Raw genomic sequence first — 24,305 nt, 5'->3', positions numbered from 1 at the left:
ATCACATAGGGGGCTACCAGGGTTCTACCAGGGGGAATCCTGATGTGCTAACACCGGGCCCACGGGCAGTCTTGAGACATGAGCGAATACAACGTCAAGAAGCTGCGTCGGACCCACAAGGGCAGGATCATCGCGGGCGTCTGCTCCGGCATCGGCGAGTTCGTCGGGATCGACGCCAACCTGGTGCGCATCGCGCTTGCGATCGCCACGCTGTTCGGCGGGCTGGGCGTCGGCGTGTACGCGATCGGCTGGCTCCTCATGCCCGAAGAGGACAGCGACACCTCCATCGTGCAGGACCTCATCAACAAGCAGCAGGACCGCAGCAGGACGGACTGGAGCGGCGAGCAGAAGCCCCAGTCGTGATCAGGCCGCGGCGGGCACGCGTTCGCGAGGCTCGGTCCAGAACAGGGCCAGCACGGCCGCGCAGATCAGGCCGGTGAATCCGGCCAGCGCGACCACCGGCTCAGGACCGAGTCTCTCCGCCGCGAACCCGCCCACCAAGATCCCGATCCCCTGTACGGACATCAGCCCCGACTGCACGAGGCCGAACGCCTGGCCGCGACGTTCAGCCGGCACCTGCTGGACGAAGGCGGCATTGGCCGCGAGTTGGTACGCCCCGCCGACCCCCGACAGCACCCATGCGGCGAGCACCACCTCCAGCGGCGGATACAGCGCTGTCACGATCAGGGGCGCGCAGCTCAGCATGGCCAGCCACCCCATGAGCCGCAGCCGCCGCGGCGGCGGCACGAACCTGCTGAAAAGGAACGCCCCCAGCACCGTCCCGGTCGGCATCGCCGCCATCAGCAGCCCGGTGATCACCGGAACCGGCAGTGTCCACGTGGCGAACAGGGTCCCCGTGGACAGCTTGGCCGCGTACGGCACGGCGATGCCCTCAGGCAGGATGTAGAAGCCGCACAACCACGCGAACAGGACGAGCGTCCGCAGCTTCCGCGACCCGAACACGAGCCGGGCTCCCGCCGCGGTCATTGTCCACATGGACGGTTTCGAGCCGTCGTGGGTAGCGGAGGGCCGGCGCCGTACCCCTGACACGAGGATCAGCGCGGAGCCGAGGAACGTCGCCGCGTCCAGAGCGAGCGCCCGGTAGGGGCCCATGGTCGCGATCACCGCTCCGCCCGCCGCGAAACCGAGCATCTGTACGGCCTGATTCGTCATGTTCTGAATCGCCGAGCCGATGACGTACCGGTCGCCTTCGAGCACCTCGGGCAGCAGCGCCGCCCGCGCGGCCGAGAACGGCGCGCTGAGCAGCACCACCAGGAACACCAGCGCGCACAGCGCCCAGAACGGCATGCCCGGCACCGCCATCGCGGCCACCAGCGCGGCCCGGATCAGGTCGCAGGTCAGCATCACGGCCCTGCGCGCGAACCGGTCCGCCAGCCCGGCCAGCAACGGCCCGCCCACGATGGACGGGAGGTACGTCAGCGCGTAGACGGCCGCCGTGGCCAGCGGTGACTGCGTGCGGTCATAGACGAGTACGGCGAGTGCCACCTGGGCGAGCTGGTCGCCAAGGAGGGAAAGGCCCTGTCCGTACCAGAGTGCTCTGAACTCCCTGAGTGCGATGACTTCCCGATATGTGGCGTGCCCTTCAGCACGGCGATGCCGTCCCGGCGGACGACCTGCCCGCATGGCCCCCATTGGACTCCGCTGTGCCTGACTTACAGTGTTCGCTACGTCACCTAAGGTGCCCGATCATTATGGCAAGCCGCAACCCAAAGAAGTCAACCAAAAGCAAAGGGTTACCAGCCCAGCTCGTGAAGTCTAGCGTCGTCGATGCCGAAGTGATGGCCGACCTCGTGGATGACAGTGACGCGCACCTCGGCGACGACGTCTTCCTCCGTATCGCAAATCTGGCATATCGGATTGCGGTAGATCTCGATGCGGTCGGGCAGGACCCCTGAGTACCAGTCGCCGCGTTCCGTGAGGGGGACACCGGTGTACAGGCCGAGCAGGTGGGGCTCCGGCGGGTCATCGACGACCGTGACGACGACATTGCTCATGGCGCGCGTGAGGTTCGGGGGGATCGTGTCCAATGCCTCGGCCACGAGTTCCTCGAACTTCTCCCGCGTAACCTCGATCACACTTGCCATTCTGCCCCGTTCCTCGGGTAGGCAAGAAAGCGTATGAAGTTCGTTCACAGGTCAAAGGCAGTCATTCAGTCCAGGGTGGCGAAGGGCGCGGCGGTGCTCCTCGTGGCCGCGGTGGGTGCTTGGCTGGGCATCTTCCTCAGCGGCACCGTACGAGCTCAGATCGGGCCCGTGGAGACCGGCATGTCGCTCCGGCCGGCCTGGAGCGGCGAGACGATCGTGGACGCCAGCCCGCTCGGCACGCTCACGTTCCGCACGCACGACGCGCCGCTGCGGTTGCGCATCACGCTCGAGAACATCGACCAGGAACGCGCCAAAGCCCTCATAGAGGACCCGCGCCTGGCCGACCGCCTGCCGGGGCTCATCGAGGACGACCTCCTCGACGGCGTACGCGCGCTGGTGATCCGCTCGCTGCTCTGTGCGGGCGCCGGGGCGCTGATCGCGGTCCTGATGGTCTTCAGGCGCCCCAGAGTGGCCCTGATGGGCCTTCTGGCCGCCTCCGTGGCGCTGGCGGGCACGGGGGTCCTCGCGGCCCTGACGTTCCGCCCCAGCTCTCTCGTCGAGCCCCGCTACTCGGGCCTCGTCGCCGCCGCGCCGTCGCTCGTGGGCAGCGCCGAGTCGATCGTCTCCCGTTTCGAGTCGTACCGGTCGCAACTCACCAAACTCGTCACGAACGTCTCCAAGTTGTACGACACGGTCTCCACCCTGCCGCTGTACGACGCCAACCCCAAGACCATCCGGGTCCTGCACGTCTCCGACATCCACATCAACCCCATCGCCTGGAACGTCATCCGCTCCCTCAAGGACCAGTTCAGCGTGGACATGGTCATCGACACGGGCGACATTTCCGACCATGGCACCAAGGCCGAGAACAAGTTCGTGGACGAGATCGGCCGCCTCGGGGTCCCGTACGTGTACGTACGCGGCAACCACGACTCGATGACCACCCAGAAAGCGGTCGAGAAGCAGAAGAACTCCATCGTCCTGGACGACACCACCGAGACCGTGGCAGGCCTGAAGATCTACGGCCTGGGCGACCCCCGCTTCACCCCGGACAAATCCGTGGCCGCCGACTCGGACCCGACCGTGCTCGGCGACTACGCCCGCTCCCACCTCGCCAAGGTGAACAAGCCGGACGTGATCGCCGTACACGACCCGGACGTCGGCAAGGGCTTCTCCGGCGCGACCCCCATGATCCTCGCCGGCCACACCCACGCCCGCAAGACGTCCATGCTTCCCTCGGGCACCCGCCTCCTCGTCCAGGGATCGACCGGCGGCGCCGGCCTGCGCGCCCTCGAACACGCCCAGCCCACGCCCGTCCAGGCCTCTGTCCTGTACTTCGACAGGGAGACGAAGCGCATGCAGGCATGGGACGACATCACGCTGGGCGGGCTGGGGGAGCAGTCGGTGTACATCCAGCGTCACGTGGAGCCCGACCCACAACGTATGATTTCCCCGGAGCCAACGAACGCCCCGTCGCCAACGGGACCGATCTCTGGCACACAAACGCCGTCCGCCGGTAAGCCACTTTGGCATCAGGGGCAATCGTCCCCTATGCTTCAGAGGTCTCCGACGGAAGGCGACAGGGAATCCTGAGCCCCCATCGTCTAGCGGCCTAGGACACCGCCCTTTCAAGGCGGCGGCACGGGTTCGAATCCCGTTGGGGGCACTGCGAGCGGTTAGCGCACCGGAAAACGGCTGGTCGAAGACCACCGAAAAGCTGGTAAGCTAAACGAGCGCAAACGGCAAGAACAGCAAGAAACGCAAGGTCCTGTAGAGCAGTTTGGAGTGCTCGCCACCCTGTCAAGGTGGAGGTCGCGGGTTCAAGTCCCGTCAGGACCGCTCTGGGTCAGGTAGCTCAGTTGGTACGAGCGTCCGCCTGAAAAGCGGAAGGTCGGCAGTTCGACCCTGCCCCTGACCACCATTATTTAGCAGCAGGAATGCCCCGCCCGTGATCACATGGACGGGGCATATTTGTGTCTGCGTGTCTATCTGCGTGACTACGGTTCCGGAGCGAGCGGGAAGATCTCGTCCATCACGATGTGCTCGATTGGCACGTCATGAGCTGAGAGCAGCGAGACGAAGCTGTGCCGCAGTTCCCGGGGAGTCCATTCCGCCGGGTTGATGCCCTCGGCGCTGTTGAGGGCAATCCGGAAGTCCCGCGGAACGTTCTCCGCAGTCATGGCAGTGCACCGGGCGGTTGGCGTTGAAGCCGTGGCGTGCGGCGAAGCCCGGCCAGCGGGGGTCGTCGCGTTTGCCCTTGGCGGAGGGCAGCCCGTGGCGAGCGCTTGGTCGCGGGTGAGCAGGGCCCGCTCGGCGTGGGGCCGGCAGCCCGTCCTACACATCTACTTTGCGGCTCATCGCGCTGGCCCGAGTGGAGGGCCTTGATCACGCGTTCGAGCTACTGGACGATGACAAATACTGGATCGCCTGGCATGGCCGGGCTGCAACGGGGGGCTGTGTATGGGCGAATGGCAGCGCTATGTGGACGACAATCTGATCGGCTCCGGCAAGGTCAACCGGGCGGCAATCGTCGGGCTGGACGGCGGAATCTTGGCTGCGTCCGAGGGATATGAGCTCAGTACCGCCGAGCAGAGTCAGCTCAGCAAGGAGTGCAGGGCCGTGTTCAGCGGCGGAGAGGACCAGGTCGGCGGTCTTGTGCTGGCCGGCAACAAGTTCCTCACCTCTGGGGGCGACGAGCGCTCCCTCTTCCTCAAGGCCACTCACTCCATCAACTACGATCCCAGACACGCCGGTGCGATCGTGGTGCAGACGAAACAGTGCATCATCGTCGCGGAGTATGACGCACCACTCCAAATGGCGGAATCGATTCCCGTCGTCGAGTCTCTTGCCGACGAACTGATCAACGCCGGGTACTGATCACTGGAGTGGGCCCCTGTGGCCAGATCTGCCGCCTGCTCCGTTCAGGCGGGGTGGGGGTGGTGGCCCCCTTGAGCCCAGCGACCTCCTCGGCGCTGCGGTGTGGGTGAGCTTGATCGGCTTGTTGCCCATCCTTGTCGGTCGTCCCAGGGAAAGTGGGAGAGGACATGCGGTTTCTGGAGCGGGAACGCGCCACTGTGGCGAAGCTGCTGCCGGGGCTGGACGAGAGCCTGCGGGCGGTATCCCTCATGGAGCTGGAGGGCCCGGATAGTCCCGGCATCCAGCTGTTCCGTGACAGCGGCGGCCCCGGGCTGCTGGTGCCGATCGCCCAGCGGGGGCGGGGAGCCACCGCCCTGGACGCTCTGCGGGTGCAGCGCGCGCTGGGCAGCAGGACACCGTCGCTGGCCGTGGCCACCATCTTGCACCACTTCTCGATGGCCACCCTGGTCGGTCTGGCCACCACCGACGATGGCCAGGAGTCGATGCTTGTCGAGGGGGTGGCAGCCGGCAATCAGCTCGTGGCGTTCGGCTTCGCCGAGGAGCGCCCCGGCGCCGGAATCCTGTCCCCCTTGATGACCGCCACGGCGGGGCCCGACGGGCTGTCGGTCAGCGGGAGGACGCGCCCGTGCAGTCTGGCCCGGTCGATGGACGTGCTCGCCGTCAGTGTCATGGTCCCCGCCTGGGGCGACGACGGCGGCGAGGTACCGGCGGTGGCGCTGGTGTCCGCAGAAAGCGAGGGTGTGAGCGTCGGCGGGGCGGGGGCGGACAGCGAGCAGGTCACTCTCGACGACGTCCTGGTGCCGCCGGAGCTGCTGGTGCAGGCCTCGGCCCCCGACGGGCGGCCGGAGGTCATGCTGACCGCGGGCTTCGCCTGGTTCCAACTGCTGATGACGGGCAGCTACCTCGGGGCCGCCGGCGCACTGGTCGAGCGGGTGCTGCTCGACAACCGGGTGCCCGAGTCCGAGCGGGTCCAGCTGCTGGTGGAGGCCGAGGGCGTGATGTCGGCCGCGGAGGGCGTCGCCCGCCGGATCGACGACGGAGACCCGGACGAGTCGATGCTCGCCGACTCGCTGTACGTCCGGTACTGCGTGCAGGACACCCTCTCCCGGGTGGTTCCGCGCGCGGTCGAACTGCTCGGCGACCTCGACTCCATGGCCTCCGATGAGGTCGGCCACCTCGCCACCTACGCCAACGGGTTGGACCTGCATCCGCCGACACGGGACCGGATGACCGGTCCGCTGGCGGCGTACCTGGCCGATGGACCTCTCACCATCGCCTGATCCCGGGCGTCCTCGCCCCGGACCACGACCCCACGAACTGACCGGTTGCGGAGCCTGGGCCGGTCAGTTCGTGGGGTCGTGGATGATGCGATGGATGGTGGAGCGGCCGATGCTGTAGTCGGTGGCGAGGTCTGTGAGGGAGACCTCGCCCTCGGCGTAGCGGCGGCGGATGGGGCACCGGGCGGGTTCGGGCAGTTTGGGTTGCTTGCCTTTGAGCTTGCCGACGCGGGGAAGAAGGCTCGGTTGCAGGCGGTGCGTCGGGCGCGGCGGGAGCGCGAACCGCAGTGCGGCGCGGCAGGCGCCGCCGCAGGACCGCTCGAATACGGCTGAAAGGGGCCGCGTTCACTGGAAACTGCAAGTCAGGCGATCGGGCCGGACGCCGAAGTTTCTATTCTGGATGACCGTGCCCGGCATGGGGTCGGACTGCCTTCGAGTCAAGTAGCCGTCGCCGTCGTTGTGAAACTGCTCGAACTGCTCAAAGAGCTTCTCGGCGCGCTCTTCTGCCAGCGTCACGATTGTCACCCGTCCTTTTCTTCTGAAGGGTCGCTGTAGTATTCAAACTAAATATCGCACGGCTACTGCTGCCGGCACCCCTCTGACGACCTCGCCGGCTCGCACGATCTCCGCCCGTGACCGCGCTGATGTGAGCGCTCTGGCTTGCGTCTACGCGTGGCCAGAATCGCGCGCGAGCGCTTCCAAACGCGCGTCGCGCGCCGGGGATGGGTCGCAAAGCTCCTCGGAGCGCTTAGAAGTGCTCTCAGATGCCCGTTTCTCAACGTGAACCGGCCGGTTCGGAGCGCCTATGCCAAGCGCACGCCCACGAGTAGGGTGCCAGTACGAATCAAGGCACACGGCCCGAAGCGACAGTGCGTGACCGGGAGCTCCGGGACGGCTTGACATAAAGCACTTAGCGGGCAACGCGACGTGGGAAACGCGCCCCGCAGCGTTGTCACGGCCGCGACCGCCGGACTCATCCCCCGGCTGTCCTGACCGAAACTCGTGTCTGCGCGGGGCCCAGGTCATCTGCTGTGACCTGGGGGCCTGCAAGACTGCTGTCAGGCCACCCGGTCGTGATCACAACTGGTGAGCACGGTCGGGTGGCGTCGGGGAGTCACAGATCTCCTCCGCGGGCCTGTGCACGACGTGAATGCTTACATCGGATTCACTCGGTCGGGAAAGGCGGATCATGCCGTTCGCTCATGCCGGTTGACACCGTCCGACCATCAAGTAAGACTCCCACTATGCAAATAACTCAAGTTTGGGAAGAACAGTGGACGACAGGCTGGACAACGCTCACTCCGTTTGAGCTATGCGGCGAGTATTATCTCCTGTCGTACAAGAACGGGTCGGGAAACGCGGATCTCAGCAAGTTCCACAAGGACGGCTCATACAGCGGGGTATGGCAGCAGGGGTGGACGGCGGGGTGGACGACACTCGCTCCGTTCGAGCTATACGGCGAGCCGTACCTTCTGTCGTACAAGAGCGGGTCGGGAAACGCGGATCTCAGTAAATTCCACAAGGACGGCTCATACAGCGGGGTATGGCAGCAGGGGTGGACGACGGGGTGGACGACAGTCGTCCCCTTCAAGGCGTACGGCGAGTATTATCTCCTGTCGTACAAGAGCGGGTCGGGAAACGCGGATCTCAGCAAGTTCCACAAGGACGGCTCATACAGCGGGGTATGGCAGCAGGGGTGGACGGCGGGGTGGACGACACTCGCTCCGTTCGAGCTATACGGCGAGCCGTACCTTCTGTCGTACAAGAGCGGGTCGGGAAACGCGGATCTCAGTAAATTCCACAAGGACGGCTCATACAGCGGAGTATGGCAGCAGGGGTGGACGACGGGGTGGACGACAGTCGTCCCCTTCAAGGCGTACGGCGAGTATTACCTCCTGTCGTACAAGAACGGATCGGGCGAAGCGAGTCTTGACAAGTTCGGCGAAGACGGCTCGTACAGCAATGTGTGGCAGCAGAACTGGGCGACGGGGTGGACGACGCTCGCTCCGTTCGAGCTGTACGGTAAGTGTTATCTGCTGTCTTACCAGGCGGAGACGGGAACTGCGGAGCTGAGCAGGTTTGATTTCGACGCTGAGGCGGCGTCCGGTCGGCCGGTGCCGTCTATGACGGCGAAGGGGATTTACGAAACGCTGAAATAGAGGCGAGGGTGTCGCGGTGACACGGCAAGATGGTCACCATGAGTAAGCATTCACGGCCTGGGCGTTTCTGTTGATCGCGGTGTGTGATCGTTCAGAGGTGTGCAACGGTACGACCGGCTCCGGAACGTCAGGCGGTGAATGCTTACCGCGGCAGACGATCAGGGACGTTGACGGACGCTTGCGGATGGTCGGGGCCTGGTCAGCGGCGTCATGAGCCCAGCGAGAGCGGGTCCTCGGCTTGCCTGAAAAGCGGAAGGTCGGCAGTTCGACCCTGCCCCTGGCCACCAGCATTGAACAGCCAAAACGCCCCGAAGCGAGAAACGCTCCGGGGTGTTTTCGTGTTTGCGGCGGCAACGTCGCCACCTCCGCTGGCAGGCTGATATTCGTGTGGTTACTTACCTGGCCTGTGGCGAAAGATCCTGATCACGGCACGGTGTTGCCCAGGGTGCTTCGGACCGTTCGTGCCGTCGACACGGCCATGATGATCGAGTTGTTGCGAGAGACCTCAGGTTCCGCCAAGCCGCAGGCCACCGAGCTTCTGGCCGCTCACCTTGCTCCGGGAGGAACGCACTATGTGATCCCTTGGCCACGTAGGCCGTGGGATGTGCCCGTCGAAGGCTGTATCTCTGCGGCCGTGGTGCTCAGGATGAACGACGGTGCGCTCATCAAGAGCGGACTTCACAGGTCTGTGCCCATGACGCGGTTCCGGCAGCTTCCCAAGACGCTGTCACGGTGGGAGGAGTATCGGACAGCGCGACGTGCGAAGGGCATTGGGCGGGACTTTCATCGGTGGTCCCGCGATCACCGGCACGACCACAGCTGCGAGCACCCGCGTTGCGTTGAAGAACGTGCAGGCCACTGCTCCTGCTTCACGTTCATGGAAGACATGCGGACAGCGCGTGACCGGCCCGCCGGATTGGAACGTGGTTCGGCGCAGGAGGCCGTAAGGATCTTGATGGCCATGGGGTTCATGGAGATCCGAGCCGACAGCCACCTCGTGAAGCGCGCGCTGGCTGCCGGGGAGACGGACACGGCCCTGAGACATCTGGAGCACATGCGCATGATCGCGGACGTGTGTCACAACCTTCCGCAGGACTTGTTCCCCAAGAGGCGCAAGATCCGTGAGCGGAAGGCGATCGAGAGCCTCCGATTCCACCTGCGGGAACTTGATCCGGACGATCGTGCTGCTCAGTGGGTCGTGGGGCAACTGGAAGCTCAGGGATTCGACTACGTTCGTGTTCTCCGGGATCGGACCAAATGGAAGCACGCACAGTGACGGCGTGCTGCACCAGCCGGGAAGCGGTTGGCTGTCCGAGGGCGTTGCCCGGTTTGCGCAGGGCGGCATAAGTGGTCGGACTGCGGAGCTGAGCCACCGCCCGAAACCGGCAGCCGTCAACCGTGCACAGAGCTGAACGACTGAGGCGTCACCCTCGGAGGGCGGCGCCTCAGCTCGTTTCCAAGGTTCCTTGCTCAGGCCATGACGGCATCCCCACGCCATCGCCGGGCTTCGCCGTTACAAGCGCCCCGTCATCGCGAGGATCGCTCCGCGTCCGCAGACTCGAGGGCCATCGTGGCGAGGTGGCGGCCGATGCCGTAGGTGTCGGTGTCCTGCACGTTGCTGAGCACGACTACCTCGATGTCGTCATCGGGCAGGTACATGTTCATCGCCGCATAGCCCTGAAGAAGTCCATGGTGGTACCGGAGCCGGTGCCCGTGGAGCCGGTCGACGGCCCAGCCGAAGGCGTACGCGGTCGACGGCAGGGTGAGGCAGCCGTTCGGGGGACACGGGAACTGTGGCGTGAACGCCTGCTTGACGGTGGCGGGCGGCGCGACCAGATCCGCGCCGAACGACCGGTCCCAGCGGGCGATGTCGTCCACGGTGGAGTAGATGCCGGTCGCGGAGAACGCCTGGGAGCCGTTGGTGGGCGGGGCCGGTGATCCGACCGTGAAGTAGCCCTTCGCGTACCCGGCGGGCGGATTGCCCCGGCTGTAGCCGGTGTGCCGGAGGTGGAGCGGGCCGGTGATCTCTTCATGCAGTACGGTGCCGTACGGCTGGTGCGTCACCGCCTGGATGATCGCCCCGGCCAGGACGTAGCCGCCGTTGCTGTACTTCCAGTTGGTCCCGGGCTTGAAGTCCAGCGGCCTGTGCACGAACCGCTGGATGAGCGCCCGGGTCGTGGTCGGCTGCGAGAGCTCGGCATAGAAGCCCGGCAGATCCTGGATGTTGACGATGCCGGACGTGTGCGTGAGGATCTGACGGATCGTGACGGGCCGCCACGCCTGCGGGCAGGTCTCGATGTATGCCGGGATGAGATGCGGGCAGATCGGGTCGTCCAGGCCGAGCAACCCGCGGTCGCGCAGCTTCAGCATGAGCATCGAGGTGAACTGCTTGGTGACCGAGGCGATGCGGTAGACGGTGTCGGGCCGGTTGGGGATGTGCCTCTCCTCGTCGGCCGCGCCGGCAGCGGTACGCAGCAGCACCTGCCCACGCCGTACCACCAGCACCGAGCCGGTGAACTGCTCCTTCCGGGCCAGGTCACGGACGTACTCCCGCATCGCCGCGGCGGTCCGGTCGCCCCGCGGCGCCGGCACGGTGGCCAGCGGATCCGGATTCTGAGGTGCTCGGCTTGTGGCGGCGGATGCGGCGATGGCAGGAGCGCCCGCGGGCATGACCCCACCAGTCAGAGCGGCACCGACCGCAAGAACCCAGGCGATATTAGGAAATTTGGGCATATTATCCCCCCGGAACGTATCAAAGTCCCGAAATATGGGCGTTTCTCCGAAGCGGGTGATTGTCGGTAGAGAGCGCCAGGTGGACTATTTTCGGTGGGTTGGTTTCCGTGCGCTGGAGCCGCAAACGGCGGTCGAAGTCTTTTTCCTTATGCATGTCCCTTCGCTCAGGCGGCGATGGTGCTGTGGCGGTTCGAGCGGTACCACGTCACGCCAAGTGCCGTGGTGACGGCCGAGGATGGGGGAGGCGCATCAACCGTTCGGTGGATTTTCGGGTCAGCAGCATTCGCCGGAGAGCATGGCCGGCAGATCGATTCGGTCCGGGGGCGGGAAAACGATGCTTGAGCCATGGCAGTCATCGAAGTCACAGACCTCCGCAAGAAGTACGCGGACCTGACGGTTCTGGATGGGGTGTCGTTCTCCGTGGAGGAGGGCGAGATCTTCGGCATCCTCGGTCCGAACGGCACCGGGAAGACCACCACCGTGGAGTGTGTGGAGGGGCTGAGGCGGGCCGACAGCGGGTCGATCAAGGTGCTCGGGCTCGACCCGGTCCAGGACGGGCCCCGGGTGCGTGAGCAGATCGGGGTGCAGCTCCAGGACACGCAGCTCCCCGAGAACATCAAGGTGTGGGAGGCGCTCGACCTGTACGCCTCCTTCTACGCCGAACCGCGCGACTGGCGGGAGCTGCTGGAGGAGTGGGGGCTGGCGGACAAGCGCAGCGGCCGGTTCGGGAAGTTGTCGGGTGGGCAGAAGCAGCGGTTGTTCATCGCGCTGGCTCTGGTGGGCAATCCGCGGGTGGCGTTCCTCGACGAGCTGACCACGGGGCTCGACCCGCAGGCTCGCCGTACCACCTGGGAGCTGATCAAGCGGGTCCGGGCGAGTGGCGTGACGGTGGTGCTGGTCAGCCACTTCATGGACGAGGTGGAGGAGCTCTGCGACCGCGTGGCCGTCTTCGACCGCGGGCGGGTGGTCGCGCTCGACACCCCGGCCGGGCTGGTCGACGGGATCGACGCCGAGCACCAGATGCGGTTCACGCTGATGGCGGGGGACATGGTCGAGCTGGGTGGGCTGCCCGGGGTGACCGGCGTGAACAGGACGGGGGATCGGGTGGTCGTCACGGGCAGGGGTGACTTCGCCACGGCGGTCACCGCGCAGCTCGCCCGTCACCACGTCCTGGTCAGCGATCTGCGCATCGACAAGCGCACCCTTGACGATGCGTTCGTCGCGCTGACCGGCCGTTCGTTCGACGGGCCCTGACGTCCGTCTCCCGGAGGTCCGCCTCTCACCGCCGGCGTCCAGGCCGACGAAGGTCCTGGCTGATGGACCCGCCGACGACCGAACGTCTCATCCACTGACGGAGGAAGATCATGACCAAGCTCGCCATAGTCGAACTGAAGTTGCTGACCCGCGAACCCGGAGCGATGTTCTCGCTGCTCATCCCGCTGTTCATCATGGTCGTCTTCGGAAGCTCGATCGGCCCGGGCGACACCGTGCTCCTGCCGATGGCGCTGGCGATCGCCGTGGGGCTTGTGGGCCTGTACATGCTGCCCACCACCATGGCCACCTACCGCGAGCGCGGCATCCTGCGCAGGCTCTCCATCACACCGGTACGCCCGGTGAACATGCTGGTGGTCCAGTTGCTCCTGCAGCTCGTCCTCGCGCTGACCGCATGCGCCCTGCTGGTGACGGTCGCCGGCACCGTGCTGAAAGCCCACCTGCCCACCCAGGTGCTGCCCGGCGTGCTGGTCTTCCTGCTCGGTACGGCGGCCATGTTCGCCATCGGCCTGCTCATCGCGGCCCTGGCCAAGAACGGCCGGAGCGCCAACGGGATCGGGGTCCTGCTGTACTTCCCGATGGCCTACCTCGCCGGACTCATGCAGCCCGCGGAGCAGATGCCCGTATTCGTGGCCCGCATCGGGGAGTTCACCCCTCTGGGCGCGTTCCGGCAGAGCCTGCGGGACGTCTGGGAAGGCGGCGCTCCCAGCCCGCTGCTGCTCGCCGTGATGGCCGCGTACGCTGTGGTCATCAGCATGGCCGCGGCCAAGTTCTTCCGCTGGGAGTAGTGAGGTATGACCGGGCGGCTCGACCGATGGGAGCGGCTGCTGGAGCGCCAGATGGCGGCCGCACCGTACGTCCTGCTCGGGACCTCCACAGTGCTCTCCCTGCTGACCGGCGAGACGGGCGGCAGGCCGTGGGTCATGCTCGCCCTGGCCGCGCTCGCGGCCGTCTGGATCTGGCTGGTGCCCCGCGGCGTGGCGTACGTGGCCGGGCTGGTGGTGCTGATCGGAGCGCTCTGTACGCAGGGGCTGTGGTTCGCGAGCTTCTTTGGTTTCGCCGGATATCTCCACTCGTGGCAGTACCTGAAAGGGAAATGGCGGTTCGCCGGGGTGACCGCCACGGCGGCGATCAGCGTCGCGACCTACAACGGCGGCCTGCCCGACCCCACCCCGACCGGGATCCTCGCCTTCCTGTTCTTCACCACCGCCATCGTGGCCCTGGTCGGCCTGTTCAGCTTCGTCGGCGAGATCACCGCCGAGCGGAGCGCCGAGCGCAAGCGGATGGTGGCGCAGCTCGAAGCGACCATGAAGGAGAACGCCGGACTGCACGCCCAGTTGCTGGTCCAGGCCCGCGAGGCAGGCGTTTTCGACGAACGGCAGCGCATGGCGGCGGAGATCCACGACACGCTCGCCCAGGGCCTCACCGGCATCATCACCCAGCTCCAGGCGGCGCACCGGACCGAGGAGTGGCGGCGACACGTGGACAACGCGATCCGGCTGGCGCGGGAGAGCCTGGCCGAGGCCCGCCGCTCCGTGCACGCGGTGGGACCGGGGCAGCTGGAGGCGGCGCCGCTGCCCGACGCGCTGGCGGAGGTCGTCGCTCAGTGGGGGGAGCTCAATGGGGTACGTGCGGATCTGACCATCACTGGTACGGTCCGTCCCATGCATCCGGAGGTCGAGGAGACGCTGCTCCGCACCGCGCAGGAGGCCCTCGCCAACGCGGCCAAGCACGCGGGCGCGTCGCGGGTCGGGCTGACCCTGTCGTACATGGAGGATGTGGTCACCCTGGACGTGCGTGACGACGGCGCCGGGTTCGACCCCGAGCGGGTCAGCGGCGGCGGCGGCTTCGGCCTGACCTCGATGCGGAAGCGGGTGAGTCGGGTGGCGGGCACGCTGGAGATCGAGTCCGAGCCCGGCTTCGGCACCGCGATCTCCGCGAGCGTCCCGGCGGTGGCGCGTGCCTGAGATCCCCGATTCCTGCGTGGCTGAGGCTCCGATTTCTGCGAGCGTCCCGGCGGTGGCCCGTGGCTGAGGCCCCGATCCGGCTGCTGATCGCCGACGATCATCCCATCGTCCGTGACGGCATCCGCGGCATGTTCGCCGGCGACCCCGACTTCGAGGTGCTCGGCGAGGCCGGGGACGGCGCGCAGGCCGTCGAGCTCGCGCGGGCGCTGGACCCCGACGTGATCCTCATGGACCTCCGCATGCCCAGGATGGACGGCGTCTCGGCCATCAAGGAGCTCGCCAGGCTGGGCATCGCGGCCCGCGTCCTCGTGCTCACCACCTACGACACCGACCGGGACGTCCTGCCCGCCATCGAGGCCGGAGCCACCGGCTACCTCCTCAAGGACACCGGCCGCGACGAGCTCGTCCGCGCGGTCCGTACGGCGGCGCGGGGCGAGGCCGTGCTCTCCCCGTCGGTCGCCACCAGGCTCCTCGGCCAGGTCCGCGCGCCCGCCGACCCGCTGAGCGCCCGGGAGCTGGAGGTCCTCCAGCTCATCGCCGACGGCGCCACCAACCGCGAGGTGGCCACGCGCCTGTTCATCAGCGAGGCCACGGTGAAGAGCCACGTGCTGCACATCTACACGAAGCTCGGCGTCAACGACCGTGCCGCCGCCGTGGCCGTCGCCTTCCGCCGCGGCCTGCTCACCCTCGAGAACGGCTGACAAAAGTCCGTTCGTGAGAGAGCGCTCTCTTGACAATGGGCGTGATGTTGCCGGATTGTTTCCGTAAAGCGACAGCCGTGGATCGGATGAGGTAATCAGTATGGTCCGCACCCCCCATTTCAGAGTGTTATTCACCGTCGGCGCCGTTCTCGTCGCGCTGCTCGCCCCTCTGGTGGGCACCGCCGGCGCCGCCCCCGCCCCCGGGCCGCTGGTCTGGTCCGACGAGTTCAACGGAGCCGCGGGCAGTGCCGTCGACCAGTCGAAGTGGCGCTTCGACATCGGCGGCAGCGGCTGGGGCAACAACGAGCAGCAGTACTACACCGACAGCACCCGCAACGCCGCCATGGACGGCGCCGGCAACCTCGTGATCACCGCCCGCCGCGAGAACCCGGCCAACTACCAGTGCCACTACGGCACCTGCCAGTACACCTCCGCCCGCCTGCTCACCGCCGCCACCTTCACCAGGGCGTACGGGCGGTTCGAGGCGCGCATGAAACTGCCCCGCGGCCAGGGCATCTGGCCGGCCTTCTGGATGCTCGGCGACAACATCGGGCCGGTCGGCTGGCCCGGTAGCGGCGAGATCGACATCATGGAGAACATCGGCCGCGAGCCCAGCACCGTCCACGGCACCATCCACGGCCCCGGTTACTCCGGCTCCGGAGGCATCGGCGCCCCGTACTCGATCGGCGGCGTCTTCGCCGACGCGTTCCACACCTTCGCCGTCGACTGGTCCCCGAACCTGATCATCTGGTACGTCGACGGCGTCGAATACCAGCGCCGGACGCCGGCCGACCTCGGCGGCAACCGATGGGTCTTCGACCACCCGTTCTTCATGATCATGAACGTGGCGGTCGGCGGCTACTGGCCCGGCTACCCCGACGGCACCACGACCTTCCCGCAGACGATGTCCGTCGACTACGTCCGCGTCTACGCCCCGCCCACCAGCGGCTCCGGCGGCCGGATCACCGGTATCGGCGGCAAGTGCGTCGACGTGGCCGGCGCCGCCACCGCCAACGGCACCGCCGTCCAGCTGTACGACTGCAACAACACGGCCGCCCAGAGCTGGACGTGGAACGCAGACGGCTCGGTACGCGCGCTCGGCAAGTGCATGGACATCACCGACGGCGCCACGGCCAACGGCGCGAAGGTGCAGCTGTACGACTGCAACGGCACCGGCGCCCAGCGCTGGACCTACGACTCCGGCACCGGCCGGATCGTCAACCCCCAGTCCGGCAGGTGCCTAGACGCGACCGGCGCCAGCTCGGCCAACGGCACCCGGCTGCAGATCTGGGACTGCGCGGGCAGCGCCAACCAGAAGTGGACCCGCTCCTAGGGTAAAGGGCTTCTCCCGTCCAGGGAGGAGCCCTTTATAAATGCCGGAATTGATGAGAACGCGCTCTCTCAACAGGCGCGCTAGGCGAAGATGCCGGTCACTCCCTAGTCTGGTCCTCCCCGGGAGGACGGAGGGAGCCGGTGGAGCTCCGGGAGATCGAGATCTTTCTGACGCTGGCCGAGGAGCTGCATTTCGGCCGGGCCGCCGAGCGGATGTACCTGTCCCAGTCGCGCGTGAGCCAGACCATCCGCGCCATGGAGACGCGCGTGGGCGGCCGGCTGTTCGAGCGCTCCTCCCGCCGCGTGCGGCTGACCCCGCTGGGCGAGCGGCTGCGCGACCGGCTGCGGCCGGGGTTCGAGCAGATCCACCTGGCCCTGGCCGAGGCCCGGGAGATCGCGTCGGGGATCACCGGCGTGCTGCGGGTCAGCCTGCTCAACTTCGCCGCGGGCGGCCCGGCGTTCTCGGAGATCGTACGGGCGTTCACCACGGCCCATCCGGGCTGCGAGGTCGTGGTGTACGAGGCGTTCCCCGGCGAGGCGCTGGGCCGGCTGCGCCGCGCCGAGCTGGACGTCGTCGCCCACTGGCTGCCGATCCGCCGCCCGGACCTGGTCGTCGGCCCCGTCCTCATGCGCGACGACCGCGCGCTGGTGGTGCGGGCCGGACATCCGCTGGCCGAACGCGGCCACGCCACCGCCGAGGACCTCGGCGACCACCACGTGATCGACGCCGAGGGAATGGTCCCGGCCGAGACGCTGGAGGCGCTCTACCCGCCGCTGACCCCGGCGGGGCGCCCGATCGGCCGCCGCCACCGGGAGGGCCGGATGATCGAGGTGCTGTCGCTGGTGGCCCGAGGCGAGATCGTCCATCCGACGGTGGCCTCGCTGTCCGACTACTACACCCATCCCGGGGTGTCGGTGATCCCGCTGCGCGGGCTGCCGCCGTTGGAGAGCGCGCTGGTGTGGGCGGCCGAGCGGGAGACGGCGGCGGTTCGCGCGTTCGCCGAGGTGGCCGGACGGCTCGGCGGGGCCTCCAGCGCCTGGCCGGCCACGGGCTCGCCGAGCTGAAACACCAGCCAGATCCGCGTACGGTCACGCAGTACCGCCGGCTCGGCCAGCGGGTCGCCGTCCACCACGACCAGGTCGGCGAGCTTGCCGGGTTCGACGGTGCCCAGGCGCTCGTCCAGCCCGAGGGCGCGGGCCGCCGTGGCGGTCGCCGCGACCAGCGTCTCGGCGGGGCTCATGCCGTGCCGGACCATGCGTACGACCTCGACGGCGGCGTCGGAGAACGGCTGCCAGTCGTGGCCGAGCGCGATCGGCACCCCGGCCGCGCGGGCCGCGGCGAGCGTACGGGCAGCTTCGACCAGGTTGTGCTCGGCGAGCTCCACCAACGGCGGCGTCCACGCCGCATGAGCGCCGCCCTCAGAGAGACCCTCGGAGAGGCCCGCGACGCCGTAGTAGCACGACAGCGTCGGCACGAGGATCTGCCCGGCCGCGGCCATCATGTCCAGCAGGTCAGGCCGCCGGTGGAGGTACATGCCGTGCTCGACGGTGTCCACGCCGTGCCTGATCGACAACTCCGTGCCGGGCAGGCCCTCCGCGTGCGCCGCCACCCGGTACCCGAGCCGGTGCGCCTCGTCCACCAGCGCGGCCATCTCCTCCTCGGTCACCTGGGCGGGCCGAGGGTCCTCCAGCTCGACCGAGCGCGCCCCGGTGGACATGATCTTGATGAAGTCGGCGCCCCGCCGCACCTGCTCGCGCACGGCCTTGCGCACCTCGTCCGGCCCGTCCGCCTCCCGGTACATCCCGTCGAAGAACCGGCCGCCGGGCGCGGTGGCCGACACGATCCGGCCGCAGGTCAGCAGCCGCGGCCCGCGGAAGGCCCCGTACCGCATCGCCTGCCTCGCCGTGACGACCGCGTCGCCGTACGAGCCGACGTCGCGCAGCGTCGTGAACCCCATCCGCAACGTCTCCCGCAACCGCGCGGCCAGGAAGTGCGCGGTCACGTCCGGCCACAGCGGCTCGGCCCCCTCGGCGGGCGCGGGCGGCGTCGCGAACACGTGCGCGTGGGCGTCGATCAAGCCGGGCAGGACGGTACGGCCCGCCACGTCGACGACCTCCGCCCCGTCGGGCACACCGTCGCCGGCCCGCCCGACGAGCCTGACCACGCCGTCCTCGACGAGGATCCCGGCGGCCGGCCGGACGGGGCCGCCGGTCCCGTCGAACAGGCGGGCGTTGGTCAACCAGAGACGACCGGGGCGGCAAGGGGGATCTGAGAGTCTCATGCCCTTCATCGTTCGCCGATGCCCGCGCCGGAACAACGGCGGACCGCTCACCCCATCGATGAGCCAGACTCATCGCTGGCATGCGGAGATAGCCTTTGTCCGCCTCCTGCGCGGCTGCCCACAATGACCGGCATGAACAGAATCAACTACTGGGCCGTAGGGGCCGCGGCGGTGGCGACGCTTGTTGCGAGCTCCGTCTACTACATGGTTTTCGGCGGGGTGTGGGCGTCGCTGCGCGGCGTGGCCACCGCCGCGCCGCAGCCCTGGGAGCTCGCGGGGCAGCTCGGGAGGAACCTCATCGAGGTGCTGGTCATGGCCGTGCTGTTGAGCCGGTTCCAGATCCGCACGCGGCGCGAGGCCGTGGGGTTCGGGCTCCTGGTGTGGCTCGGGTTCCAGGCCATGATGATCGCCGGTTCCGTCCTGCACGAGTCGTACCCGGTGGGGCTGTACGTCCTGCATGTCGGCGATGCCCTCATGACCACCCTCCTGGTGGTGTTCATCCTCTCCACCTGGCGCCCCGCGACCTCCTGAGATCCGGGGCCGCATAAGCGGCCCCGGATCGCGCTGTCACCGGGTCGTGCAGACGGACCCGTTGAGGGTGAAGACGGCGGGCAGGACGTTCGGGCCGGAGTAGTTGCCGACGAAGCCGACCGTGGCGGTGGCCCCCGTGGCGAGCGCGCCGTTGCCCGCCTCGTTGACGACCTTCACGTCCGACCCGGTCTGCGTCCAGACGCCGCCCCAGCCGCTGCCCAGGCTCTGCCACGACCTGGGCCAGCCGAAGTTCAGGGTCCAGCCGCTGACCGGGGCGCCGTTGTTGGTGATGTCGATGGCGCCGACGTAGCCGCTGGCCCAGTCGGTCGTGACGGTCAGCCGTACCGAGCAGGAGCTGGTGGCGGGCGTGCCGGTCGTGAACGTCAGCGGCGGGGAGGCCCACGACAGGCCGCCGCCGCTGTCACGGGCGATCACGTTGATCGTGTAGCGGGTGCCCGGCTTGAGGTTGTTCACGGTGAACGAGGTGCCGGAGGTCTCGCCGAGCTGCTCGCTGACGGCTCCGTGCTGGCGGTAGAGCTCGTACTTGGCGATGGGGCGCGAGCCGGGGGCGGCGCCGGGCCAGGAGATCGTGGCGGTCGTGTCCGTCACCTGCGTGGCCGCCGGCTGGCCGGGGGCGCCGGGGAGGCCGGTCTGCGGGGATGCGGGGTGCAGGACGAGGGTGGTCAGGGAGAGCGGCGGCAGCGTCTGGCCGGCCGCGGTCCCGCCGGTCGAGGTGGTGATGCCGGTGGCGCCGTTGGTGTGGGTCAGCACGGTCGGCGCGCCGGCCGCCGGGGTGTAGCCGGAGTAGTCGATCGCGACGGGGTACGACGTGTCGTTCGAGGTGTTGATCAGCATGACCGCCAGGTCCCCGTTGGGCCGGCGGGCGGCGTGCGCGACGACCTTGGCCTGGTCGGTCGCGGCGCGGACGAACTGGTCGCCCGGCCGGGCGAACTTGCTCACCATCTGGAGCGCGTAATAGGGGGCGAAGGGCGTGTTGAGCGCCGGCTCGCAGACGCTGTTGTCGGAGGTGCAGGTGCCGCTCGACAGCAGGCCGAAGTCGCCGTAGTCGGTGTGCCCCTCGACCTGGGTGACGGTGCCGATCCCGTTGTGGACGTTCCACCAGTCGACCGTGAACACCCCGTTCGCCAGCAGCGTCGCGTACGCGTCGGCGGCGGCCAGCGCGCCGGGCTGGGTGTTGGTGCCGTTGCTGCTGGACCCGGTGTTGAACTCGGTCATCGCGATGCCGATCCGCTCCGAGCCGGGCCCCACGTACTTGGCGATCTGCTGGCGGGTGAGCTGGATCATGTCGGTCACGTGGCCGGCCCTGTCGAGGGCGCCGGGGTACCAGTGCAGGATCACGAAGTCGATCTTCGATCCGGCGTTCGCGAGGACGACCTTGTTCCAGGTGCCGCTGTCGCCGTCGGCGGTGATGGCGTCGGGCCAGTTGGCGGCCGTGGTCAGCACCGCGCCGATCTTGATGGTGGGGTCGACCGCCTTCATCGCGTCCGCGTAGGCCACGACGTTGCGGGCGTATTCGGCCGGGCTCTTGTCGGCATGGTCGTCGGCCTCCCAGGCGGAGCCGTAGTGGCCGTTGCCGTAGTTCTCGTTGCCGATCTCCCAGTACTTGATGCCGTAGCCCTTGGTGACGTTGGCCTGGCGGACCCAGGCCGCGGCCTCCTCGGCGGTGCCGGTGCCGTAGTTGGCGGTCACCATGGCCTGCGCCCCGGTACGGCGGACGCCGCGCATGAACGTGTCGAAGTCGGTGTCGGGCGCCACGTAGCCGCCGGGGGCGGTGTGGGTGGCCCAGTGGTAGATGTCGGAGTACGACCCGCCGGGATAGCGCAGCATCTTCACGCCGGCGTCCTTGAGCCGGTCGGCGGTGTCGTCGGTCCCGAGATTGGTGTCCCAGATCGCATGGTTGGAGCCGATGCCGGTTCCGGGGACGGTGGCGAGAGCGGCACGCGCGTTGACGGTCACCGCTACCGGGGTGACGTCGTCGGCGTGGGCCGCGGGGGCGTTGAGGGCGGTCAGCGTCAGCAGGAGGGCGGACGCGGCTCGTAACAGCAGTGTGGGCATCGGCGTTCCTCGCCATGGATAGCGGAATTCACTCGACGCCTCCTCCTGACCAGGAGGCATCATGATCATGAGGTGCGCCGCCTCGCCCGTCAAACACCGTTGAAACTTTCATGGGGGCCGATCGTGGATCTCTTGCTCGTACGGCTGCGGGAGGCCGGGTTCGACGCCGTGTCCGCGGAGGCGGCCGGCGGGGGAGTGGTGGCGCTGGCCGGCCTGGCGACCCTGCGCGACGGCTCGCGCGTGTTCGCGAAGACCCTGCGCGCCCCCGTGCCCGGCCTGTTCGAGGTGGAGGCCGAGGGGCTGCGGGCGCTGCGCGAGCTGGGCGGCGTCACCACGCCCGAGGTGCTGGCGGCCACCCCCGGCCTGCTCGTGCTCGAACCCCTGCCACCGCGCCGCGACGGCGACGAGCGCTTCTGGGAGGACCTGGCCCGCACCCTCGCCACCCTCCACACCACGACCGCGGCCGACAGGTTCGGCTGGCACCGGGACGGCTGGCTGGGGCGGCTGCGCCAGGACAACACCTGGGACGCCGACGGCCACGCGTTCTTCGCCGAGCGCAGGATCCTGCGCTGGCTGCCGGAGCCGCTGGTGGAGGCCGCGTTCGGCGGCGAGGAGCGGCGGGCGCTCGAACGCCTGTGCGCCGCCCTGCCCGACCTGCTCCCGCCACGGCCGCCGGTGCTGACGCACGGCGACCTGTGGCGCGAGAACATCCTGTCCGGCCGCGCGGGCGGCCCGGCGCTGATCGACCCGGCCGTCTCCTACAGCTGGGCCGAGGCCGACCTCAGCATGCTCTGGTGCTCGCCGCGCCCGCCCGCCTCGGACCGCTTCTTCGAGGTGTACGCGGACGCGGCGCACCTGGCCGACGGCTGGCGGGACCGCATGCGGGTGTTCCACCTGCGCGAGCTGCTGAGCAGCCTCGCCCACGACGACAACCCGAGGGAGTCCGCCGAGGCCGTACGGGAGATCATCAGGCCCTTCGCCTAGTTGTACTTGTACAGCCTGGTGGCAACCCGCTTGTTGTGGTCGAAGAGCGAGGCGCGGTACATGCTGACGGCGAGGTCCCCGTGCTCGGCCTTGCCGCAGGTGTTCACCCCGGCCAGCTGGTGGATCTCGAAACGAGCGGTCGGGTCGCCGGCGATGAAGTACTCGGCGCGGGCCTGGTACTGGTCGGCGCTCGTGTCACAGGCGAACACGACCGTGTTCCGCTCGTTGAAGCACAGGGTGGAGGCGCCCTTCGTGGAGGTGCACACCTTGGACCGGGACCGCGCGGCGGCCGTCGTGACCCGCGTCTCCCGCTTGATCGGATATTTCGTGATATTGCGGACGGTCTTCCATCGCCCGAACCGCACCCGGTGGTTGCCCTCGTAAACCGCCGCCCGGAACGTCACGATCTTCCCGATCTCTCGGTTACCCCGGACCTCGCCCTTACGCCCCAGGTTGTGGATGACGTACTTGGTGCCCAGGTAGCCGTTGAGGTAGTACTCCACGGTGGCGTGGAGCTCGTCGTTCGCCGTGTCCTCGATCGTGATGCCCGGACGGTCGCTCCCGTCCGGCCCCACGCAGGCCTCCGCGCCCTTGATCCGGACGCACTCGGGCTCCGCCGCGACGGCGGCGGCGGCGGGCGTGGACACGGCCACCGCCGGAACGGGCGGCCGGGGCTCCGCCTGGGGCGCGGGCTCCGTCTTCGCCGCCGCCCCGTCAGCACTGAACACGGTGGCCGCCACCGCGACCGCCGCTATGAATGTACGACCTAACGCCACTCGAACCTCACCAGCCTTACGAGTCACACGCGCTTTGTCTGGGTGTGACGCGAAAGGTGGGGGAAAGGTTCCGAACCGGGAACGTTCAGCCGCCGTTCACGGACGATCGGTCTTGGACGTCAGCGTGGCCAGCGAGAGCAGCAGCGCGCTCTGGGCGAGCATGCCGGGGGCGAGCGGCGGCGCCTGGCCGACCGACTTGGTGAGCGCGTACCACCATTGGGTGAGCGGGGAGAGGGTGTCCCACGTGGGATCGGCCGCGCCCGCGCCGTGGTTGACGCTCACGTGCATGAAGACGCCGTACGCGGACGCGAGCAGCACGGCCAGCGCGACCACCCGTACGACGGTGACCGCCCGGGGAGTGTCGCGCAGCGCGAGCAGCACGAGCGCGAACCCCAGCAGCGCCAGTGCCACCCACGGGATCAGCTGCACCGGGCTCTGCCAGTGGCGTTCGAAGGCGAGTTCGAGGGCGGCGCCCATGATGCCGATCGCGACCAGCCCCAGAAGGCCGAGACGCACCACCGCGCGGCCCGTCGAGCGGGCAGCGGGCTTCACCGAGGTCGAGGTCGAGGCCATGCGGGACCACCGTCCGATACGAGAGAGGGGGGAATCTCCGGTCCCCTCAACGCTCTCCGGGATCCCTCAGAGCTTCCTGTGCGGATTCTGAAGATCTCGTGAGAATGACCGCCTCGAACATCCGCGCCAGCTCCGCCGCGTCCTCCTCGGCGTGATGCGTGTGCGGCAGCCCTTCGAGGCCCAGCCGCCGCTTCATGGTCCTCTTGCCCGTCTCCGACCACTGGCAGCCGGTCTGCCCCATCCAGTAGCTGCGCAGGTCGATACCCGAGCCGGTCACCCCGAACGGGCTCTTGCCGGTGAACCGTACGAAATACCAGTGCACGAACATCCCGTCCCACACCGCGGGCGCGGCCAGGAACACCGGGCGGCCGACCTTCCGCAGGCCGTCGACCCAGCGGGCGGCCGCCGCCATGGCCACCTCGGGCGCGGGGGCCTCGCGCAGCAGCCGGTCGCGGTCAAGACCCGAGACGGCCAGCGCCTCGGGCACGAAGTCGTCGGAGATCGGCCGCAGCTCCGTGTAGAAGGTCAGGCCGGGCCGCCCGGCCACGGCCATCCCCAGGGAGATCATGCTGTACGGGCCCGGGATCGGCCCGTCGGCCTCCACGTCCACGGCGACATACAGCTCAGGAAGTCGTGACACGGGTGAAAGCGTAGCTGCAC

General features: G+C 68.4%; 23 protein-coding genes, 3 tRNA genes and 1 pseudogene. 17 read left to right on the top strand and 10 right to left on the bottom strand.

The annotated features are described in order from the left end of the window. Positions 1-78 precede the first annotated feature (78 nt). The gene (locus tag ACWEPL_RS21575) at positions 79-363 is read left to right on the top strand and encodes a PspC domain-containing protein (protein WP_363983886.1); all 285 of its coding nucleotides are present in this window, start codon (positions 79-81) and stop codon (positions 361-363) included. Here the strand turns inward: ACWEPL_RS21575 and ACWEPL_RS21570 are convergent, their stop codons facing one another. Both ACWEPL_RS21570 and ACWEPL_RS21565 read right to left on the bottom strand, forming a co-directional pair. Beyond that, entirely contained in the window at positions 364-1,644 is a 1,281-nt protein-coding gene (locus ACWEPL_RS21570; RefSeq protein WP_452437237.1) for an MFS transporter, read from the bottom strand. A 110-nt stretch (positions 1,645-1,754) separates the two neighbouring features. Then, positions 1,755-2,105 carry a metallopeptidase family protein gene (locus ACWEPL_RS21565; RefSeq protein WP_452437236.1) on the bottom strand — a complete coding sequence of 117 codons (351 nt, stop codon included), beginning with the start codon at positions 2,103-2,105 and terminating at the stop codon, positions 1,755-1,757. Positions 2,106-2,180: 75 nt separating this feature from the next. On the opposite strand from ACWEPL_RS21565, the gene ACWEPL_RS21560 reads away from it, so the two are divergent. From ACWEPL_RS21560 to ACWEPL_RS21545, 4 genes are all read left to right on the top strand, one after another. Further along, positions 2,181-3,698, top strand: coding sequence for a metallophosphoesterase family protein (locus tag ACWEPL_RS21560; RefSeq protein ID WP_363983890.1), 1,518 nt, complete (start codon positions 2,181-2,183; stop codon positions 3,696-3,698). Continuing rightward, positions 3,699-3,771, top strand: a tRNA-Glu gene (locus ACWEPL_RS21555). 98 nt (positions 3,772-3,869) lie between these two features. Next, positions 3,870-3,944, top strand: a tRNA-Asp gene (locus ACWEPL_RS21550). A 5-nt stretch (positions 3,945-3,949) separates the two neighbouring features. Continuing rightward, positions 3,950-4,026: transfer RNA gene (locus ACWEPL_RS21545), tRNA-Phe, on the top strand. Positions 4,027-4,102: 76 nt separating this feature from the next. On the opposite strand, the gene ACWEPL_RS21540 is transcribed toward ACWEPL_RS21545, so the two are convergent. Beyond that, the gene (locus tag ACWEPL_RS21540) at positions 4,103-4,285 is read right to left on the bottom strand and encodes a hypothetical protein (protein ID WP_452437235.1); all 183 of its coding nucleotides are present in this window, start codon (positions 4,283-4,285) and stop codon (positions 4,103-4,105) included. 280 nt (positions 4,286-4,565) lie between these two features. On the opposite strand from ACWEPL_RS21540, the gene ACWEPL_RS21535 reads away from it, so the two are divergent. Further along, entirely contained in the window at positions 4,566-4,982 is a 417-nt protein-coding gene (locus tag ACWEPL_RS21535; RefSeq protein WP_452437234.1) for a profilin, read from the top strand. Positions 4,983-5,149: 167 nt separating this feature from the next. Beyond that, positions 5,150-6,262 carry a hypothetical protein gene (locus tag ACWEPL_RS21530; protein WP_452437233.1) on the top strand — a complete coding sequence of 371 codons (1,113 nt, stop codon included), beginning with the start codon at positions 5,150-5,152 and terminating at the stop codon, positions 6,260-6,262. A 342-nt stretch (positions 6,263-6,604) separates the two neighbouring features. Here the strand turns inward: ACWEPL_RS21530 and ACWEPL_RS21525 are convergent, their stop codons facing one another. Further along, positions 6,605-6,784: a hypothetical protein gene (locus ACWEPL_RS21525; RefSeq protein WP_452437232.1), complete on the bottom strand. Its 180-nt coding sequence runs from the start codon at positions 6,782-6,784 to the stop codon at positions 6,605-6,607. A 677-nt stretch (positions 6,785-7,461) separates the two neighbouring features. Between ACWEPL_RS21525 and ACWEPL_RS21520 the strand changes: the two genes are divergently transcribed. Both ACWEPL_RS21520 and ACWEPL_RS21515 read left to right on the top strand, forming a co-directional pair. Continuing rightward, entirely contained in the window at positions 7,462-8,418 is a 957-nt protein-coding gene (locus ACWEPL_RS21520; RefSeq protein WP_452437231.1) for a hypothetical protein, read from the top strand. Positions 8,419-8,656: 238 nt separating this feature from the next. Next, on the top strand, positions 8,657-9,694 hold the full coding sequence (locus ACWEPL_RS21515) for a hypothetical protein (RefSeq protein WP_452437230.1): 1,038 nt from the start codon (positions 8,657-8,659) through the stop codon (positions 9,692-9,694). A 251-nt stretch (positions 9,695-9,945) separates the two neighbouring features. Here the strand turns inward: ACWEPL_RS21515 and ACWEPL_RS21510 are convergent, their stop codons facing one another. After that, positions 9,946-11,010, bottom strand: a complete 1,065-nt coding sequence (locus ACWEPL_RS21510) for a serine hydrolase domain-containing protein (protein ID WP_452437229.1) — start codon at positions 11,008-11,010, stop codon at positions 9,946-9,948. Between the two features lie 486 nt (positions 11,011-11,496). On the opposite strand from ACWEPL_RS21510, the gene ACWEPL_RS21505 reads away from it, so the two are divergent. The 6 genes from ACWEPL_RS21505 (at position 11,497) to ACWEPL_RS21480 (ending at position 17,488) form a co-directional block, all read left to right on the top strand. Then, complete coding sequence (locus ACWEPL_RS21505) at positions 11,497-12,405, top strand: ABC transporter ATP-binding protein (protein WP_363983904.1); 909 nt, start codon at positions 11,497-11,499, stop codon at positions 12,403-12,405. A gap of 110 nt (positions 12,406-12,515) precedes the next feature. Next, positions 12,516-13,211 (top strand): ABC transporter permease, encoded by a 696-nt coding sequence (locus ACWEPL_RS21500; protein ID WP_452437228.1) that lies wholly within the window; start codon positions 12,516-12,518, stop codon positions 13,209-13,211. 6 nt (positions 13,212-13,217) lie between these two features. Beyond that, the gene (locus ACWEPL_RS21495) at positions 13,218-14,390 is read left to right on the top strand and encodes a sensor histidine kinase (RefSeq protein ID WP_452437227.1); all 1,173 of its coding nucleotides are present in this window, start codon (positions 13,218-13,220) and stop codon (positions 14,388-14,390) included. Between the two features lie 59 nt (positions 14,391-14,449). Then, a complete protein-coding gene (locus tag ACWEPL_RS21490) occupies positions 14,450-15,091 on the top strand; it encodes a response regulator transcription factor (RefSeq protein ID WP_363983910.1) in 642 nt (213 codons plus the stop codon). Positions 15,092-15,215: 124 nt separating this feature from the next. Next, positions 15,216-16,424 (top strand): RICIN domain-containing protein, encoded by a 1,209-nt coding sequence (locus ACWEPL_RS21485; protein WP_452437226.1) that lies wholly within the window; start codon positions 15,216-15,218, stop codon positions 16,422-16,424. Positions 16,425-16,564: 140 nt separating this feature from the next. Then, on the top strand, positions 16,565-17,488 hold the full coding sequence (locus ACWEPL_RS21480; RefSeq protein WP_363983914.1) for a LysR family transcriptional regulator: 924 nt from the start codon (positions 16,565-16,567) through the stop codon (positions 17,486-17,488). Between the two features lie 11 nt (positions 17,489-17,499). On the opposite strand, the pseudogene ACWEPL_RS21475 reads toward ACWEPL_RS21480, so the two are convergent. Then, positions 17,500-18,705, bottom strand: a pseudogene (locus ACWEPL_RS21475) (amidohydrolase family protein); the annotation flags it as partial. 132 nt (positions 18,706-18,837) lie between these two features. On the opposite strand from ACWEPL_RS21475, the gene ACWEPL_RS21470 reads away from it, so the two are divergent. Then, positions 18,838-19,236, top strand: a complete 399-nt coding sequence (locus ACWEPL_RS21470) for a DUF1761 domain-containing protein (RefSeq protein WP_449908223.1) — start codon at positions 18,838-18,840, stop codon at positions 19,234-19,236. A 36-nt stretch (positions 19,237-19,272) separates the two neighbouring features. On the opposite strand, the gene ACWEPL_RS21465 is transcribed toward ACWEPL_RS21470, so the two are convergent. Beyond that, positions 19,273-21,312 carry a cellulose binding domain-containing protein gene (locus tag ACWEPL_RS21465; protein WP_452437225.1) on the bottom strand — a complete coding sequence of 680 codons (2,040 nt, stop codon included), beginning with the start codon at positions 21,310-21,312 and terminating at the stop codon, positions 19,273-19,275. 123 nt (positions 21,313-21,435) lie between these two features. Here ACWEPL_RS21465 and ACWEPL_RS21460 point away from each other — a divergent pair, with 123 nt between their 5' ends. Continuing rightward, the gene (locus ACWEPL_RS21460; protein ID WP_452437224.1) at positions 21,436-22,296 is read left to right on the top strand and encodes a fructosamine kinase family protein; all 861 of its coding nucleotides are present in this window, start codon (positions 21,436-21,438) and stop codon (positions 22,294-22,296) included. On the opposite strand, the gene ACWEPL_RS21455 is transcribed toward ACWEPL_RS21460, so the two are convergent. The 3 genes from ACWEPL_RS21455 to ACWEPL_RS21445 form a co-directional block, all read right to left on the bottom strand. After that, positions 22,293-23,024, bottom strand: a complete 732-nt coding sequence (locus tag ACWEPL_RS21455; RefSeq protein WP_452437223.1) for a hypothetical protein — start codon at positions 23,022-23,024, stop codon at positions 22,293-22,295. The genes ACWEPL_RS21460 and ACWEPL_RS21455 overlap by 4 nt on opposite strands. Positions 23,025-23,168: 144 nt before the next feature. Next, positions 23,169-23,645, bottom strand: a complete 477-nt coding sequence (locus tag ACWEPL_RS21450; protein ID WP_452437222.1) for a hypothetical protein — start codon at positions 23,643-23,645, stop codon at positions 23,169-23,171. 46 nt (positions 23,646-23,691) lie between these two features. Next, positions 23,692-24,285, bottom strand: a complete 594-nt coding sequence (locus ACWEPL_RS21445) for an exonuclease (RefSeq protein ID WP_350737493.1) — start codon at positions 24,283-24,285, stop codon at positions 23,692-23,694. Positions 24,286-24,305: the final 20 nt, after the last annotated feature.

Source organism: Nonomuraea sp. NPDC004186 (assembly GCF_053603495.1).
Note: the sequence above shows the minus strand (reverse complement) of the source record. Positions and strands in the feature narration are given on the sequence as shown.

Coding starts and splice junctions, on each gene's coding strand:
- ACWEPL_RS21575 (WP_363983886.1), top strand. CDS start 79: ATGAGCGAATACAACGTCAAGAAGCTGCGTCGGACCCACAAGGGCAGG.
- ACWEPL_RS21570 (WP_452437237.1), bottom strand. CDS start 1,644: ATGCGGGCAGGTCGTCCGCCGGGACGGCATCGCCGTGCTGAAGGGCAC.
- ACWEPL_RS21565 (WP_452437236.1), bottom strand. CDS start 2,105: ATGGCAAGTGTGATCGAGGTTACGCGGGAGAAGTTCGAGGAACTCGTG.
- ACWEPL_RS21540 (WP_452437235.1), bottom strand. CDS start 4,285: ATGACTGCGGAGAACGTTCCGCGGGACTTCCGGATTGCCCTCAACAGC.
- ACWEPL_RS21535 (WP_452437234.1), top strand. CDS start 4,566: ATGGGCGAATGGCAGCGCTATGTGGACGACAATCTGATCGGCTCCGGC.
- ACWEPL_RS21530 (WP_452437233.1), top strand. CDS start 5,150: ATGCGGTTTCTGGAGCGGGAACGCGCCACTGTGGCGAAGCTGCTGCCG.
- ACWEPL_RS21520 (WP_452437231.1), top strand. CDS start 7,462: ATGCCGGTTGACACCGTCCGACCATCAAGTAAGACTCCCACTATGCAA.
- ACWEPL_RS21505 (WP_363983904.1), top strand. CDS start 11,497: ATGGCAGTCATCGAAGTCACAGACCTCCGCAAGAAGTACGCGGACCTG.
- ACWEPL_RS21500 (WP_452437228.1), top strand. CDS start 12,516: ATGACCAAGCTCGCCATAGTCGAACTGAAGTTGCTGACCCGCGAACCC.
- ACWEPL_RS21495 (WP_452437227.1), top strand. CDS start 13,218: ATGACCGGGCGGCTCGACCGATGGGAGCGGCTGCTGGAGCGCCAGATG.
- ACWEPL_RS21470 (WP_449908223.1), top strand. CDS start 18,838: ATGAACAGAATCAACTACTGGGCCGTAGGGGCCGCGGCGGTGGCGACG.
- ACWEPL_RS21465 (WP_452437225.1), bottom strand. CDS start 21,312: ATGCCCACACTGCTGTTACGAGCCGCGTCCGCCCTCCTGCTGACGCTG.
- ACWEPL_RS21450 (WP_452437222.1), bottom strand. CDS start 23,645: ATGGCCTCGACCTCGACCTCGGTGAAGCCCGCTGCCCGCTCGACGGGC.